Origin of the sequence: Methylorubrum rhodesianum, from assembly GCF_014199985.1 — a bacterium.
GTDB classification, from domain to species: domain Bacteria; phylum Pseudomonadota; class Alphaproteobacteria; order Rhizobiales; family Beijerinckiaceae; genus Methylobacterium; species Methylobacterium rhodesianum.
Genome location: NZ_JACHOS010000018.1, coordinates 19,393 through 36,126, shown reverse-complemented (window position 1 = coordinate 36,126; position 16,734 = coordinate 19,393). Strand labels below are relative to the sequence as shown.

Annotated in this window: 12 protein-coding genes; 4 read left to right on the top strand and 8 right to left on the bottom strand. The window is 69.1% G+C overall.

Annotation, left to right across the window (positions count from 1 at the left end):
- Positions 1-13: 13 nt before the first annotated feature.
- The 3 genes from HNR01_RS22135 to HNR01_RS22125 form a co-directional block, all read right to left on the bottom strand.
- The gene (locus tag HNR01_RS22135) at positions 14-1,078 is read right to left on the bottom strand and encodes a 30S ribosomal protein S2 (RefSeq protein WP_017485429.1); all 1,065 of its coding nucleotides are present in this window, start codon (positions 1,076-1,078) and stop codon (positions 14-16) included.
- Between the two features lie 211 nt (positions 1,079-1,289).
- Positions 1,290-2,966: a methyl-accepting chemotaxis protein gene (locus tag HNR01_RS22130; protein WP_183669867.1), complete on the bottom strand. Its 1,677-nt coding sequence runs from the start codon at positions 2,964-2,966 to the stop codon at positions 1,290-1,292.
- Positions 2,967-3,347: 381 nt separating this feature from the next.
- Positions 3,348-5,330 (bottom strand): acyl CoA:acetate/3-ketoacid CoA transferase, encoded by a 1,983-nt coding sequence (locus HNR01_RS22125; RefSeq protein WP_183669865.1) that lies wholly within the window; start codon positions 5,328-5,330, stop codon positions 3,348-3,350.
- 453 nt (positions 5,331-5,783) lie between these two features.
- Between HNR01_RS22125 and HNR01_RS22120 the strand changes: the two genes are divergently transcribed.
- Positions 5,784-6,986, top strand: coding sequence for a pyridoxal phosphate-dependent aminotransferase (locus HNR01_RS22120; protein WP_153876251.1), 1,203 nt, complete (start codon positions 5,784-5,786; stop codon positions 6,984-6,986).
- A 407-nt stretch (positions 6,987-7,393) separates the two neighbouring features.
- Complete coding sequence (locus HNR01_RS22115; protein WP_017485425.1) at positions 7,394-7,693, top strand: hypothetical protein; 300 nt, start codon at positions 7,394-7,396, stop codon at positions 7,691-7,693.
- Positions 7,694-7,985: 292 nt separating this feature from the next.
- Here the strand turns inward: HNR01_RS22115 and ppx are convergent, their stop codons facing one another.
- The 5 genes from ppx to HNR01_RS22090 all read right to left on the bottom strand — a co-directional run bounded on the left by ppx (position 7,986) and on the right by HNR01_RS22090 (position 14,650).
- Positions 7,986-9,482 carry an exopolyphosphatase gene (gene ppx / locus HNR01_RS22110; RefSeq protein ID WP_375373204.1) on the bottom strand — a complete coding sequence of 499 codons (1,497 nt, stop codon included), beginning with the start codon at positions 9,480-9,482 and terminating at the stop codon, positions 7,986-7,988.
- A 131-nt stretch (positions 9,483-9,613) separates the two neighbouring features.
- On the bottom strand, positions 9,614-11,980 hold the full coding sequence (locus HNR01_RS22105) for an RNA degradosome polyphosphate kinase (RefSeq protein WP_183669862.1): 2,367 nt from the start codon (positions 11,978-11,980) through the stop codon (positions 9,614-9,616).
- Between the two features lie 193 nt (positions 11,981-12,173).
- Positions 12,174-12,971 (bottom strand): P-loop NTPase family protein, encoded by a 798-nt coding sequence (locus tag HNR01_RS22100; RefSeq protein ID WP_183669860.1) that lies wholly within the window; start codon positions 12,969-12,971, stop codon positions 12,174-12,176.
- 61 nt (positions 12,972-13,032) lie between these two features.
- The gene (locus tag HNR01_RS22095; protein WP_183669858.1) at positions 13,033-13,506 is read right to left on the bottom strand and encodes a hypothetical protein; all 474 of its coding nucleotides are present in this window, start codon (positions 13,504-13,506) and stop codon (positions 13,033-13,035) included.
- Positions 13,507-13,558: 52 nt separating this feature from the next.
- A complete protein-coding gene (locus tag HNR01_RS22090) occupies positions 13,559-14,650 on the bottom strand; it encodes an AI-2E family transporter (protein WP_183669856.1) in 1,092 nt (363 codons plus the stop codon).
- Positions 14,651-14,893: 243 nt separating this feature from the next.
- Between HNR01_RS22090 and purM the strand changes: the two genes are divergently transcribed.
- Both purM and purN read left to right on the top strand, forming a co-directional pair.
- Complete coding sequence (gene purM, locus HNR01_RS22085) at positions 14,894-15,961, top strand: phosphoribosylformylglycinamidine cyclo-ligase (protein ID WP_153876254.1); 1,068 nt, start codon at positions 14,894-14,896, stop codon at positions 15,959-15,961.
- Complete coding sequence (gene purN / locus HNR01_RS22080; protein WP_183669854.1) at positions 15,958-16,617, top strand: phosphoribosylglycinamide formyltransferase; 660 nt, start codon at positions 15,958-15,960, stop codon at positions 16,615-16,617. The genes purM and purN overlap by 4 nt, the downstream gene beginning before the upstream one ends.
- Positions 16,618-16,734: the final 117 nt, after the last annotated feature.

Here is a 16,734-nt window from a genome sequence, read left to right as displayed (position 1 = left end):
GCGCGCGTGAGATTTAGGCGGCGGCGGCCTCGACGAAGCCGCGGGACTGCGCGATCCAGCCGTCACGGTCGATCCGGCCGTTGAGCTTCAGGTCGGCATCGAGCTTGGCCACGTCCTCGGGCTGCATGGCGGCGATCTGCCAGTAGTGCCACACGCCGGCATCGTTGAGCTTCTGCACGAGCTGCGGGCCGACGCCGGTGAGCTTGGTCAGATCGTCGGGCGCGCCGCGCGGGGCGACGAGCTGCTCGAAATGCTCGGTCGACTCGGCGAGCGCCGCAACGTCGGCCGGGGCGATCGCGTCGGAGGCCACGGAGGCCACGACGTCGTCGTTGGCCGGCAGTTCCTCGGCGGTCGGCTCCTCGGAGGCGCCGACATCGATGCCGAGCGCGCCCTGGCCGCGGCCGATGCCCTCGATCGCCGCGCGGGCGATCAGGTCGCAGTACAGCGCGATGGCGCGGCCCGCGTCGTCATTGGCCGGCACGATGTAGGAGATGCCGTCCGGGTTGCAGTTCGTGTCGACGATGGCGGCGACCGGGATGCCGAGGCGCTGGGCCTCCTTGATCGCGAGCTGCTCCTTGTTGGTGTCGATCACGAACAGGAGGTCGGGCACGCCGCCCATGTCCTTGATGCCGCCGAGCGCCTTCTCGAGCTTGTCCTTCTCACGGGTCAGCATGAGGCGCTCCTTCTTGGTGAGGCCGACGGCCCCGCCCTCGAGCGTCTCGTCGACCTTGCGCAGGCGCTGGATCGAGCCGGAGATGGTCTTCCAGTTGGTCAGCATGCCGCCGAGCCAGCGGGAATTGACGTAGTACTGGGCCGAGCGCTTGGCCGCCTCGGCAATGGCGTCCGCCGCCTGGCGCTTGGTGCCGACGAACAGCACGCGGCCGCCGCGGGCCACGGTGTCGCTCACCGCCTGGAGGGCGGCGTGCAGCGCCGGCACGGTCTGGGCGAGGTCGATGATGTGGATGTTGTTACGGGTGCCGAAGATGTAGGGCTGCATCTTCGGGTTCCAGCGGTGCGACTGGTGCCCGAAATGGGCGCCGGCCTCGAGGAGCTGGCGCATAGAGAAATCGACGGCCATGATTCTTTGTTCTCTCCGGTTGATACCGCCGCGGAGGAAGTAGCCGGCTTGCTCGCCGGCCACCGGAAACGCCCCATTCAGGCATGGGGCCGGCTCCGCGTGTGGAATGGGCGGGGCGTTAGCAGAGACGGGGCGGGATGGCAAGGCAGCGCATGCCGCCCCCGCCCTTCCGATCGGTTCCGCGCTTTCCACCGCGGCAGGTTCCGCCGCTTCAGGCGGCCCGCACCGTCGCGAGGAAGCGCGCGACCTCGGCGCCGAGGTGGTCGGCCTGCTGCGACAGGGCGGAGGCCGAGGCGAGCATCTGGCTCGCCGCCGCGCCGGTCTCCTCCGCAGCCCCCGCCACACTGGCGATGGTGCTCGTCACCTCGCCAGTGCCGGTCGCCGCCTGGCCGACATTGATGACGATCTCACGGGTGGCCGCCCCCTGCTGCTCCACCGAAGAGGCGATCGCGGTGGCGACCGAGCTGATCTCGCGGATGCGCCCGGCGATGCCGCCGATGGCGGCAACGGCCTGATCGGTCGATCCCTGGATCTGGGTGATCTGGCTCGAGATCTCGGCGGTGGCCTGGGCGGTCTGGCTGGCCAGCTCCTTCACTTCGGCCGCGACGACCGCGAAGCCGCGGCCGGCCGCCCCGGCGCGGGCCGCCTCGATCGTGGCGTTGAGGGCCAGCAGGTTGGTCTGGGCTGCGATCGACGAGATCAGGTTGACCACGTCGCCGATCCGGCTCGCGGCCTGGGCGAGATCCTGGACCAGGGCGCCGGTGCCGTTGGCCTCGCCGACGGCGGAGTGGGCAAGGTCGGCGGAGCCCGCCACCTGCCGGCCGATCTCGTTGACGGAGGCGCCGAGCTCCTCGGCGGCGGCGGCCACGGTCTGGACGTTGGCGGAGGCCTGTTCGGCGGCGGCGGCGACGCTGACGGACTGAGCCGCGGTCTCCTCGGCATTCGCGCTCATCGACTGGGCCGTCGTGCGCAGCTCGGTCGCCGAGGCCGAGACTATGGCGACGATGCCGCCGATCGCGGCCTCGAAGCTGTCGGCCATCTGCCGCATGCCGGCCTTGCGCTGCTCCTCCGCCGAAGCGCGGGCGAGCGCGGTCTCCTCCTCCAGGGCGCGGGTGCGGATCATGCCGTCGCGGAACACGCTGACCGTCGCCGCCATCTCGCCGATCTCGTCGTGGCGGTGGCCGTAGGGAATCGGCGAGGCGGTATCGCCCGCCGCGAGGCGGCGCATGGCCGCGCTCATCCGGCCGATCGGCCGCGACACGCCGAGGAAGGAGAAGGCGGTGGCACCCATGGCGGTGAGGAGGCTGACGGCGAGCATGATCAGCGTCATGCGGCTCGCCTCCCGCTGGGCCTGCCGGACCTCGGCTTCGGCCGTGCGGCTCGCGGCGAGGTTGATGTCGATGAGCGCGCGCACGGCGGCCGAGGCGGCGAGGTAGTTCGTGTTCATCGGTCCCCGGAAGGCGGCCATCGCCTCCTCGTAGCGGTCGGCCGGATAGGCGCGCAGCCGCTCCCAGTCGGAGAGCAGGAGATCGAGCTTGCCCCGGAGCGCGTCGTAGGCCGTCTGCTCCTCGGGCGAGGCGACGAGGGAGCGGTAGGCCTCAACCTTGGCGGCGCGGTCCCGCATGAATTCCGCGACCTTGCCGACGCTCTCCGTCTTCGCCGCCTCGTTCTCGGCGGTCATGTAGCGGAACTGCCAGAGGCGCGTGCGGATGACGAGGGCGTTAATGGCGTTCGCCTCGTTCATCGACGGGACTGCGTTGTCGAGCAGTTCCGACGTCTTGGCGTCGATGGCGTCGAGCTTGGACAGCGTGACGACGCCCTGCGTCACGGAGAGGGCGAGCATGATGGCAAACAGCCCCATCAGGCTGTTTCTGAGGGTGATCTTCATCCGACGTATCCCAGGGCGAGATACAACCCTTCGCCGAAATCCGATTAACAAATAGTTCGATAATCTTGCCTACGCCCTGCGATCATTTGCAAAGATCGACTTGCCTGCCCCGCCCTCGAAGCCTTGGCCGAGAGCGCGTGCGCGGCCTGGGCCTGCACCCTCTCTCCGGCCCGGACGGCATCGCTTCGGCGCGCCCGTTCTGATGCCGACGAGGATCGGGCGCGCAGCACCGGGCCGCCCGTTCCGCCGAGACATCCATTCCGACGCCGGATGTTCACGTGCGGGAGGTTCGCGAGCCCTTCGAGCGGGCGGAGGGGCCGGCAAATCCGGCCCCAGCGGTCTGGCTCCAGCGGTCTGGCCCCAGAGGTTCGGCCCCGACGGTCAGGCCGCCGAGGCCACCGCCGGCGAGATCATTTTCCGGGCCTTCTTGTCCTCGGTCGTGCCGAGGAAGGCCTGGGCCTCCTCCTTGCGCTCGAAGACGTGGGGAGCGACGCCGCGCTTGGTCAGCGCCTCCTCCATCTTCAGGCGCAGGAAGGCGCTGGTCGCGTAGCGCGTCGTCGTCGCGTAGTAGTTCGCTTGGAGATATTGGATCATCCCGGCGTAATCATCGTAGAGGTTCTCATTGAGCCGGAACCCGTCGTGGTTGATCACGGCGTTGACCCGCTGACCGGCCTTGCGGCAGGCCTCGACGATGGTCATGCGCAGCTCGTCCATGTCGCTCTTCACCCGGCAGTACCAGCCCTCAAGGTTGATGAAGAGGATGTTGCGCTCAGCATCCAGGCTGACACGCGACTTCAGGTCGAGGTTGAGCAGATCCGAGATCAGATCCATCGGCTCATCGCGGAAGATGCGCGCGTCCATCGCCACCGGATTGCGGACGATGGGCGCGAAATCCATGTGGGCGAGGATGTCGCGCTCGATGTCGATGCCCGGCGCCACCTCGATCAGCTCGAGTCCCTCCTTCGTCAACTGGAAGACGCAGCGCTCGGTCACGTAGATGACGGGCTGCGAGCGCTCGACCGCGTAGGGACCGGAGAAGGTGTTCTGCTGGACCTGGGTGACGAACTTCCGGGCCCTGCCTTCCTGAACGATCTTCACCTGGCCGTCCTGGACGGCGATCTCCAGGCCGCCTGCGGTGAAGGTGCCGGCGAAGACGACCGAGCGGGCGTTCTGCGAGATGTTGATGAAGCCGCCGCAGCCGTTGAGCTTGCCCCCGAACTTCGAGGTGTTGACGTTGCCGGCCCCGTCGCACTCGGCCATGCCGAGGCAGGTCATGTCGAGGCCGCCGCCGTCGTAGAAGTCGAACATCTGGTTCTGGTCGATGATGCAGTCGGCATTCGTCGCCGCGCCGAAGCTCGAGCCGGAGGCCAGCACACCGCCGACCGCTCCGGCCTCCGTGGTCAGCGTGATATAGGGGGTGATCTTTTCTTCGTTCGCCACGGAGGAGATGCCCTCGGGCGCGCCGACGCCGAGATTCACCACGCCGTTGGGCGGCAGCTCGAAGGCCGCGCGCCGGGCGATGATCTTGCGCTCGTTGAGCGCCATCCGCTTGATCCCGGTGACCGGCACCCGGATCTCGCCGGCCAGCGCCGCGTCGTACATCACGCCGTAATTCATCCGGTGCATCTCGGGCTCGGCCACGACGACGCAATCGACGAGGATGCCGGGCACCCGCACGTCCTTGGGCAGCAGGTAGCCGTCATCGACGATGCGTTCGACCTGGGCGATGACGATGCCGCCGTTGTTTCGCGCGGCCATGGCCTGGGCGAGGCAGTCGAGGGTCAAAGCCTCCTTCTCGAAGGAGAGATTGCCCGACGGGTCGGCGGAGGTGGCGCGGATGAAGGCCACGTCGATCTTGGTGGCGGTGTAGAACAGCCACTCCTCGCCATCGACCTCGACGAGCTTGACGATATCCTCCGTCGTCAGTTCGTTGACCTTGGCGCCCCCGTGGCGCGGATCGACGTAGGTCTTCAGTCCCACCTTCGAGAACAGGCCCGGCTGGCCGGCGGCGCAGGCGCGGTAGAGCTGCGAGATCACGCCCTGGGGCAGGTTGTAGCCGCGGATGAGGTTGGCCTGTGCGGCCTGCGCCACCTTCGGCATGCGCCCGAAATTGGCGGCGATGACCCGCGAGAGCAGCCCGTCATGGTGCAGGCGGCCGGTGCCGAGGCCCTTCGAGTCGCCCGCGCCCGCCGTCATGATCAAGGTGAGGCCGCGCGGGCTCCCGGTCTCGACGAAGCGCTTTTCCAGCGCCGCGTGCAGCGCCTCCGGGATGCAGCTCTGGACGAAGCCGGTCGTGGTCAGGACGTCGTTCTCGCGAACCAACGCGATCGCTTCCTCCGCCGTGATGACCTTGTTCTTTTTCATGGGACCGACGTTCTCCGCTCGCCTCATCCGGCTGGACGGTGCATCCCGCCCTTCGCCGTCTCCACCCAACATCGAATCGTGGACTCGCGAAATCCGGACAATGTCCAGCACCGCAGCACCAATCGAATTCTGCATGCATTTCTCATTGCAGCGCATCGATATGCTGTCGCGCTGCAATAAACTGCACATCTTGCGGTCAACAATACCGCAGAACTCCGGCAGCGTACGCCTGAAAAACTCTTCGCTCCAGCTTGAGAAAAATTGCAGAGCTTTGGCGCCGACTCGCGCGGCGGGTCTCTCGCGGGCGCCGATCCGGGAGGGGGTCTCCAATCGGGGAACAGTCCCCCGCTCGCCGCGCTTGCCCGTGCGGCGGCGCAAGATTACGAGGGCCGCGTTTGCCCGAGACATCCTTCGGGCGCTCGCGCACGCGAACACACTTTTCGGAGACCTTCCATGGGCTTTCTCGCCGACGCCCTCTCGCGGGTGAAGCCGTCCGCGACCATCGCGATGACCCAGAAGGCCCGTGAGCTGAAAGCCTCGGGCGTCGACGTCATCAGCCTCTCGGTGGGCGAGCCGGACTTCGACACGCCCGACCACATCAAGGAGGCGGCGATCGACGCGATCCGCCGCGGCGAGACGAAGTACCCGCCGGTCTCCGGCATCAATCCGCTGCGCGAGGCGATCGTCAAGAAGTTCAAGCGCGAGAACGGGCTCGACTACAAGGTCTCGCAGACCATCGTCGGCACCGGCGGCAAGCACGTCATCTACAACGCGCTGCTGGCGACCCTGAATCCCGGCGACGAGGTCGTGATCCCGCGTCCCTACTGGGTCTCCTACCCCGAGATGGTGATCCTGTGCGGCGGCACCCCCGTCTTCGCCGACACCGACATGGCGCACGACTTCAAGCTCCAGCCGGAGGATCTCGAACGCGTCATCACCCCCAAGACCAAGTGGATCATCCTCAACTCGCCGTCCAACCCCTCGGGTGCCGCCTACACCCGCGACGAGATGAAGAAGATCACCGACGTGCTGATGCGCCATCCCCAGGTCTGGGTGCTCACCGATGACATGTACGAGCACCTGACCTACGGTGACTTCGAGTTCGTCACGCCGGCCCAGGTCGAGCCGGGCCTCTACGAGCGCACGCTGACCATGAACGGCGTCTCGAAGGCCTACGCCATGACCGGCTGGCGCATCGGCTACGCCGCGGGCCCCGAACAGCTCATCAAGGCGATGGACTTCGTGCAGGGCCAGCAGACCTCGGGCGCCTCCTCGATCTCGCAATGGGCGGCGGTGGCGGCGCTCGACGGGACGCAGGAGCACCTCGCCCGGTTCAAGGCCGCGTTCCAGGAGCGGCGCGACCTCGTGGTCTCGATGCTCAACCAGTCGAACGGCCTGAAATGCCCGGTGCCGGAGGGCGCGTTCTACGTCTATCCGTCCTGCGCCGATCTGATCGGCAAGACCACCGAGACCGGCAAGACCATCGCCACGGACGAGGATTTCGTCACCGAGCTGCTCCAGGCGGAGGGTGTCGCCGCGGTGCACGGCTCGGCCTTCGGCCTCGGCCCGAACCTGCGCATCTCCTACGCCACCTCCAACAAGACCCTGGAGGAGGCCTGCCGGCGCATCCAGCGCTTCTGCGGCTCGCTGCGGTAAGCGGCGCTCCGATCGTTTTGGCAATGCATTGCCGGTAGGGCAGCGGCGTCAGGGCGCGGTTGCCCGCGGCGGCGCGGGCCTCTACATCGGCCCTCCCCGCGGCCGATGCGCCCGATGGTTTCGCGAGCCCTCTCGGGCCTGCGTGGCGGCGGGGCCGGCAGTGACGGGGCGGTGCGGACCAGTTCTCTGCGCCGTTCCTGTGACGCTCAGTGGGCCGAGCGGCTGCCGGTGCGTCGGGAGCGCGGGGAACAGGAACCGCGATCCCGGCGCAAGGCCCACCTATTCGGCTCCCGTCAGGCCGAAGAGGTCACCCGGCCCTGTGCCGGAGTGCCGTTAACGGTCTTTCTCAAGGGAAAGCGAACCACTCGCGGGCAATATTTCGCCAGTTGTCCAACAGAGGTCGCTCCATGTCTCACGCCGGCAGAGCCCGCGCTTCCGCCCGCCAGTACCTGCCGGAATCGAAGCTCGAGGATCTCGCCAGCAGCCTGCGCCGGCTCGCCAATCATCGCGGCCTCGTGCGCAGCGAGATCGCCAGCCCGATGCTGCTGCGTCTGCTGCCGCCCCCGCGGCGCGCCGAGCAGAAGAGCTACGAGGCCGACCTGCGCCAGCGCCTGACCGACGCCAACCTCGATGGGTCCCGCATCGCCTACCTGATGGCCGATGCCGAGCGGGAGATCGCGATCGCCCATACCCGCCTGTCGGGCTGAGCCGGCCGCGGTGGTCGGGAACCCACCGCGACATGAACCAAGGGTTGGAGCGCGGCTCGCGGGCCGTACCGGGAACCGCGGGAGAGAGCCTATCCCGCTGTGCCGACGCGTTGGCGTGACGACCACGACGGGATGTACGCGGTCGACAGCGAGACCTTGCTCGAATGCGAGGCGCTGACCGGCCTCGTCGATCCTCGCTCCGAACGACCCGTCGAAAATCCTCCAGAGGCATCCGCGAGGACGGCGAGCCGGTGTCCGGGAAACCCGTTTGCGGCGGTTCCCCGCCGGGATCTCAGACGATCTCGACGCGCCCGTCGAGGCCGACCACGCGGCCCAGACCCCGCACGCGGCTCAGCAGGCGCTCGCCGTTGAGCTCGGCCCGGTCGGCGGGCAGGCGCAGCACCACCTTGCCGTCCTCTACCGCCACCGGCATCCGCTTGAGCGGTCCGGCCATTCCGGCCGAGATCGGGAAGGCGACGCGCATCAGCGCGCCGACGAGACGGGCGCGGTCGAACAGGCGCGGACCGGCGAGCGCGCGCAGGGTCGGGCTCGCCTTCTCCGGCGCCACGCCCTCGTGGCGGAAGTAGCCCGACAGGGCGAGATAGGCGCGGCCGGGATGGTCGATGCCGGCAAAGGCGGCGTTGGCGAGCACGTTGAGGCTCTGCTCGCCGCGGTAATCGGGATGCGCCCGCCAGCCGATATCGGAGAGCAGGCAGGCCGCGTGGCGCAAGCGGCGCTCACCCGCGGTCTCGGGGCCGTCGAGGGTGGTGATGAAGTGGTCGGTCCAGTCGCGCAGTTCCTCGCCGTGATCGGGCGAGCGGGCGCGCTGCCCGTTCAATTCCTGGGCCGAGACGATCAGCGGGTCGGTGAGGCGGGTCTCGCGGTCGAGCTGTTCGAACAGCAGGCCCTCGCGCACGCCGAAGGCGGAGATTGCGATCTCGCGGGGCCGGCCCAGCCGGATGATCTCTTCGAGCACCACCGCACCGAAGGCCAGAAGCGGCCGGCGCGCCTCGGAGATGCTCTCGACCTCCTGCAGGGTCGCGGCATCGGTCTGCTCGACCATTTCGAGGAAGCTCAGTTCGTCGGAGGGCTCAACCGTGTAGCCGTGCATGACGTGGAGCGGGTATTGCCGGGCGGCCTGATGCAGGCGGGCCAGCGCCCGCCACGTGCCGCCGACGGCGTAGAAACTGCGCCCGCGCAGGGTGTCGAGCTGCGGCTCGGCCTTCTTCAGATGCTCCCGGGCGATCTTGCGCGCCTTCTTGAGGGAGCCCTCGGAGAGATCCTGGAGCGCCAGCCCGCCGAGCGGCATGGTCACGCCCTGGCCGACCGTGGTGCCCTTGACGTCGACGAGTTCGAGCGAGCCGCCGCCGAGATCGCCCACCACGCCGTCGGGTGCGTAGAAGCCGGAGACGACACCGAGCGCCGACAGCTCCGCCTCGCGCCGGCCGGAGAGGAGCTCGATCTCCTGGCCCAGCGCCTCGCGCGCCGCCTCCAGGAAGGCCGGGCCGTTGGCGGCATCCCGGGCAGCGGCGGTGGCCAGGACGAAGGTGCGCGAGACCCGCATCGTGTCGCACAGGACGCGGAAGCGGCGGAGCGCCGTGAGCGCCCGCTGCACCGAATCCTCGTTGAGGCGGCCGGTGGAGAAGACGCTGCGGCCGAGACCGCACAGGACCTTCTCGTTGTAGAGCGGCGTCGGGGCGCGCTGGAAGCCGTCATAGGCGACGAGCCGCACGGAATTCGAACCGATATCAATGATCGCGACGGGTTCGAACGTCATGCCAGTGATCATCGGAGCCGGCCGTTCGGCGGAGTGGGCGAGCGTCAGGTGAGGACGTGTCGGACCCATGCAGCCCCCGTGTCAGGGAGGCGCCCCGCGGACGGGGCGCTCACGATGATGGGGCCGGGAGGCCGACCCCGCAATCAGGACCGCTGGGCGCGGCGGCTGAGCGCCCGCGGACTTGATTTCTTCGACGACTTGCCGCGCCCGGATAGGCTCGGATTCGTCATGAAATACTTGTGCGCATTGAACGGCTCCTCCCCTTCCGCGGGGCTGATCCGCTCGCTCGCACCCGATGCCAGTACACGCCAGCTCTGCCGGTTGTCGAGAAGGTTGGCCAGCATGATCTGGTCGAGCACCTGCTGATGCACAGTCGGGTTCGTGATCGGCAGCAGCGCCTCGACCCGCCGGTCGAGGTTGCGCTGCATCAGGTCGGCCGAGGAGATGTAGACGGTGGCCTTCGGGTGCGGCAGCCCGGCGCCGTTGCCGAAGGCGTAGACACGCTCGTGCTCGAGGAAGCGCCCGACGATCGACTTCACCCGGATCGTGTCGGACAGGCCCGGGATGCCGGGCCGCAGGCAGCAGATGCCGCGCACGATGCAGTCGATCTGCACGCCCTCCTGGCTCGCGTCGTAGAGCGCGTCGATGATCTGCGGATCGACCAGCGAGTTGCACTTGATCCAGATCGCCGCCGGACGTCCGGCCCGGGCATGGGCGATCTCCTCCTCGATGTGCTGCAGGAGGCGCGGCTTCAGGGTCAGCGGCGAGACCGCCATGCGCTCCAGCTCCGCCGGCTCGGCATAGCCGGTGACGAAGTTGAAGATGCGCGAGACGTCCCGGGCGATGGCCGGATCGGCGGTGAAGAAGGAGAGGTCGGTGTAGATCCGGGCGGTGATCGGGTGGTAGTTGCCGGTTCCGAGATGGCAGTAGGTCACTAGGCGGTCGCCCTCGCGGCGCACCACCATCGACAGCTTGGCGTGGGTCTTCAATTCGACGAAGCCGAACACCACCTGCGCGCCCGCTTTCTCCAGGTTGCGCGCCCAGCGGATATTGGCCTCCTCGTCGAAGCGGGCCTTCAGCTCGACCAGCGCGGTGACCGACTTGCCGGCCTCGGCGGCCTCCGCCAGCGCGGCGACGATCGGCGAGTTGGAGGAGGTGCGGTAGAGCGTCTGCTTGATCGCCACCACGTTGGGGTCCCGGGCGGCCTGACCCAGAAACTGCACCACCGAATCGAACGACTCGTAGGGGTGGTGGACGATGAAGTCCTTCTGCCGGATCGCGGCGAAGACGTCGCCGCCCGATTCGCGAATCCGCTCGGGGAAGCGCGGATTGTAGGGCTTGAACTTGAGGTCCGGCCGGTCGATCCCGACGATCTGCGACAGCTCGTTGAGCGCGAGCATTCCCTCGACCACGAAGACCGAATCGGGGGCAATCTCCAGTTCGTCGGCGACGAAGGCGCGCAGCTCCTCCGTCATGCCCGCCTCGATCTCAAGGCGGATGACGACGCCGCGGCGGCGGCGCTTGATCGCCGATTCGAAGTGCAGGACGAGGTCCTCCGCCTCCTCCTCGATCTCGAGATCGGAGTCGCGCACGACACGGAAGGCGCCCTGCCCCTTCAGCGAGTAGCCGGGGAAGAGCCGGCTCGCGTATTTCGCGATCACCTGCTCGATCGCGATGAAACGGGCGGTGCCGTCGCCGGCCACGTCGGGCAGGCGGACGAAGCGGTCGAGCAGGGACGGCAGGCGGATCAGGGCACGCAGGGTGCGCCCGTCGCGCGGGCGCACCATCATCAGCGCGACAGTGAAGCCGAGATTGGGGATGAACGGGAAAGGGTGCGCCGGGTCGATGGCGAGCGGCGTCAGCACCGGGAAGATGTAGGACAGGAAGTAGTCGTCGAGCCAGGCGAGGTGCTCGTCCGACAGCTCGGACGGATCGGCCAGATGGATGCCACTGGCGTTCAGCTCCTCCCGCAGCGCCCGCCAGCGCTCCTGCTGGTCGAGGGCCAGCCGCGAGACCTCGTTGCCGATGCGCGCGAGCTGCTCGGAGGGGGTCAGTCCGTCCTGCGAGGGCACGACGAGCCCGGCACGAACCTGATCGTGCAGGCCGGCCACCCGCACCATGAAGAACTCGTCGAGGTTGTTGGCCGAGATCGAGAGGAAGCGAAGCTGCTCCAGCAGCGGATGGTTCGGGTTGGCGGATTCCTCCAGCACCCGGCGGTTGAACTGGAGCCAGGACAGCTCACGATTCACGAAACGCTCGGGCGAGTGGCGCAGCGACCGGCCGGCCTCCAGCACCGGCTCGCGGGCGGCCTCGGCTGCGGCACCCTCCCTCTCCGCAACGGGCTCGGCCGGCTTCTCGGCGGCCTTTTCCGCGGCGAGGATGCGGGCGGCGCGGGCGGTGCGGGCGCGGGCGGATTCGCTGCGCACCCCCCGCTCGGTGGCGAGACTCGTTTCTTCGGCCTCGGTCATCTCCGCGTTCCGGACGACGGCATCCGACTCCACTTCCGACAACGCCCTGACTCCCTTCCGCCTCGCAGGCCCTACCGATCACAATGCGACCGGGAACGGCTCCGATCCATGCATCGTGGCGCACCCTCGCGACGAAGCGGCCCCCGCCTCAGTCCGAGAACGCTTCGTTCCGGCGCGGCTCCCTAGCATAGGGGCATCGAACCTGTTTGACGGTTTCGTGACAACCGTCCCGGGCTCACACGACGCCCTCGTCCGGCGGATCCGCATCCCGACCTTTCGCGTCTTGGGCTTCCGAATCCTGGGCTTCCGCATCTTGAGCTTCCTCGCCCGCCTCCTGGCGCCCGTCGGCCGCCTCCATCCGCTCGAGGACGGCGAGGGCCAGCGGGCGGGTGATGCGGCGGCGGCGACCGAGCGCATCGCGATCGAGTTCGGCCACGACCTCGCGGACGCGGGCGAGCGAGCGATCGATCCGCAGGGCCAGAGCGTCGACCACCGAGGTGTCGATCCCGAGCTGCCGGTCGGCGAACAGCTTGACGATGACCGCCTTCAGCAGCGCGTCGTCCGGCGGACCGATCTCGGCGCCGGGCGCGAGCCGCAGCCGCGAGCGCAGGTCGGCGACCCTCAGGCCGAAGCCGTCCACTCCTCCGCAGGCCGTGAGCAGCACCGGAAAGCGCCGCTCGCGGGCGAGGTTGAGCAGGTGGAACAGGGCCGCCTCGTCGCGGCCGGCCTCGCGGTCCACGTCCTCGATCACGAGGGCGCCGTTGGAGATGAGGTGGGAGACGTTGCTCCCGCCGACATCCGCGGCGGAGACCGTCCAGGCCTGCGCCCGCGTCGCCCAGATCGAGGCGAGATGGCTCTTGCCGCTGCCGGGCGGCCCGCGCAGCAGGAACACGGTGTCGGGCCAATCGGGCCACGCCTCGATCAGCGCATAGGCCTCCTCGTTGGAGGGGCTGACGAGGAAATCCTCGGCGCCGTAGCGCGGGTCGAGCGGCAGGTCGAAGGTGAGCTGCTTGGGGGGAGCGGTGTCGCGCATGGGGCTCAGCATACACAGGGAGGCACGGCCGCGTCCTTGCGGATCGACGGGGAGCGGCGCCTCAGCCGCGCGGGGGCGGGAGAGCGATGACGGCTGCCCCCGCATCCCGGATCGCCCGGGCGACGATCTCGTCCGCGCCGGCCGATTCGCCTGCCCGAGAGAAGATGAACGCGGAGATGTCGGGATTGCCGCTGCTGCGGGCGATGCAAGCGAGCGAGTATTCCAGCTCGAACTCCCCGCCCTCCGCGGCCATGATCCGCTCGACCAGTTCCACCATCTCGTCCCGGTCGAGATCGCCGTGGACGCGGTCGGGCGAGAGCAGGTGCCGCTTGGCGAAGGTGTCCGGATCGACCGATCCGAAGGCCCCGTCGAGATCGGCGGCGCCGACCTTCACGCCCACGAGCCGGGAAAAGGCCTCCAGCGCCTCGCGGGTCGGCTGCCCCGCCTCGTGCCGGGTGTAGAGCTCCCTCGCGGCACGGATCGCGCGCCTCAGGCGCAGCGCATCGGGAAAGGGGTCTGCCAATTCGGGACGCATCGTTCGCTCTCGCCTTGGGAACGGTTCGGCTCGGCTCGGAGCGGAGGCAGCCTCACTTGTCCCGGTCCATGATCAGCACGGGCTCCTCGCCCCGATAGAGCCGGCTCTCGAGATAGCGCTCGATGCCGAAGCGCACGACGACGCCGATGGAGGCGGCGACCGGCACGGCGAGCAGCAGCCCGAGGAAGCCGAACAGCGAGCCGAAGGCCAGCAGCGCGAACATCAGCCAGACCGGATGGAGGCCGACCGAGTCGCCCACGAGCTTGGGCGAGATCACGTTGCCCTCCAGGAACTGCCCGACGAGAAAGATGCCGACGGTGAGCCCGATATGCAGCCAGTCGCCCGAGGGCCACCATTGCACCAGGGCGACACCGACGGAGAGCATGAAGCCGGTGAGCGTACCGACATAGGGGATGAAGGTGAGGAGCCCCGAGATCATCCCGATCAGGACGCCGAAGTTCAGCCCGACGAGGAACAGGCCGACCGCGTAGAACGAGCCGAGGATCAGGCAGACGAGGCTCTGGCCGCGCACGAAGCCGGTCACCGCCCCGTCGATCTCGCCCGCGAGACGCCGCGCGGTCGGGCGGTGGCGCGGCGGCACCCAGCTGTCGAGGGTGGCGATCATCCGGTCCCAGTCGTGCAGCACGTAGAAGGCGACGACCGGCGTGACGACGAGCAGCGAGGCGATCGAGACCAGCGCCTGGCTCCCGGTCCAGAGCGATTTGAGGAAGGCGAGGAACCATGTCCCGCCCTGCCCCACCAGCGTGCCGACGGAGGATTGCAGCTCGCTGACCACCTCCGTTCCGCCGACGCGCTGAAGCAGCGGGCCGGCACGCTCGACGAGGATGCTCTGCAGCTTGCCCACCATGGTCGGCAGGGCGTTGACCAGAGAGGCGATCTGGCCGGCGGCGAGCGGCACCACGATGATGAGCAGCAGCACGAACCCGACGACGAAGCCCGCCAGGATCAGCAGGGTCGCGGCGAGCCGGCCGAGGCCGAGCCGCTCCAGCCGGTCGGCGAGCGGATCGAGCAGGTAGGCGAGCGCCAGCCCCGCCACGAAGGGCAGCATCACCTCGCGCAGTTCGTAGAGCAGGAAGATGAGGACCGCGAGGATCGAGAGCCCGATGATTGCTCGGCTGCGCATCGAGGTCTCTTCCTTTCCGTCGGCCGGCACGGACAGTGGGAAGCGTGACGGTCCGGGTCAAGGCACGGCCCGCAAGGAACCGGGCGGCTCCGTTCGCGGCCCCTTTCCGCATCCGGCGAAACATGATGCTGTGCCGAACCCACTGCCTCGCACCGGCGGCAGTGGTCAATCGCGGCGCGATGTGGCAGCGGGTTTCCGCATGATCAGCCAGATGACCAGCACAGACCGGACGACGGGGCGGCGATGACGGCGCAGGACGGGAACGGGCTCACCTACGCGCAGGCCGGCGTCGATATCGACGCGGGCAACGCGCTCGTGGAGACGATCAAGCCGCTGGTGCGCTCCACGCGCCGGCCGGGGGCGGACGCCGAGATCGGCGGCTTCGGCGGCCTGTTCGATCTCAAGGCCGCCGGCTTCAAGGACGCGATCCTGGTCGCCGCCAATGACGGCGTCGGCACCAAGGTGAAGATCGCGATCGAAACGGGACGCCACGACACGATCGGCATCGACCTCGTGGCGATGTGCGTCAACGACATCATCGTCCAGGGTGCCGAGCCTCTGTTCTTCCTCGACTACTACGCCACCGGCAAACTGGTGCCCGGCGTCGGCGCCGACATCGTCCGCGGCATCGCCGAAGGCTGCCGGCAGGCGGGCTGCGCCCTGATCGGCGGCGAGACCGCCGAGATGCCGGGCCTCTACGACGGGTCCGACTACGATCTCGCCGGCTTCTCGGTCGGCGCGGCCGAGCGCGGCACGCTGCTGCCGCGCCCCGGCATCCTGCCCGGCGACGTCGTGCTCGGCCTGCCCTCCTCGGGCGTCCACTCGAACGGCTTCTCGCTGGTGCGGCGGATCGTGGCCAGGACCGGACTGCCGTGGGACGCCGACGCCCCCTTCGCCCCCGGCCGCAGCCTCGGCGAGGCGCTGCTGGAGCCCACCCGGATCTACGTGAAGCCGCTGCTCGCCGCCCTGAAGCGGGCCGGCGGGATCAAGGCGCTTGCCCACATCACCGGCGGCGGCTTCCCCGACAACCTCCCCCGCGTCCTGCCCGACGGTGTCGGCATCGACATCGACCTGTCCGCCATCGCCGTGCCGCCGGTCTTCGGCTGGCTGGCGCGCGAGGGCGGCGTCGCGGAGCACGAGATGCTGCGCACCTTCAACTGCGGCATCGGCATGGTGGTGGTCGCCGCCGCCGACGCCGCCGACGCCGTGGCGGACGCTCTGGCCGAGGCCGGCGAGGCACCGGTCCGGCTCGGGCGCATCACCGAGCGCGGGGCGGAGGCGGTGACGTTCACGGGGCAGCTCGCCCTGTGAGCGCTCCGATCCGGAAGAAGCGCATCGCGATCCTGATTTCGGGCCGCGGCTCGAACATGGTCTCGCTGATCGAAGCGGCGCGCGCCCCGGACTATCCGGCCGAGATCGTGCTCGTGCTCTCGAACCGCCCCGATGCCGCCGGCCTCGTCCGGGCACGGGAGGCGGGCATTCCGGCCAGCGCCATCGATCACAAGGCGTTCCCCGACCGGGCGCGTTTCGATGCCGCGCTCCAGGCGGAACTCGAGGCCGCCGGGGTCGAGCTGATCGTGCTCGCCGGCTTCATGCGCATTCTGACCGACGCCTTCGTGGAGGCGTGGGCGGGCCGGATGATCAACATCCACCCCTCGCTGCTGCCGCTGTTCAAGGGCACCCACACCCACGAGCGCGCCCTGGAGGCGGGGGTGCGCCTTCACGGCTGCACCGTGCACTACGTGGTGCCGGAGCTCGATGCCGGGCCGATCGTGGCGCAGGCCGCCGTGCCGGTGCTGCCGGGCGACGACGCCGACACGCTGAGCGCCCGGGTGATCGTGCAGGAGCACCGGCTCTACCCGGCCGCGCTCGCCCTGATCGCGGGCGGCGGCGCCGTGCTGGACGGAGGCCGCGTCCGCTTCACGGCGCAGGAGCGCGATGCGGGGGCCGCGATCCTCTCGCTCTGAAGGTTTGCTTCATCCACTCCCCGTCATAGAGCGACGGCGAAGCGTTTCGGAAGCGCGTCCCCTCAGGAAAGGGTCGCGCCCTGGATTGCTTCGGCGCCGCCGCGCCAGGACGGAAGC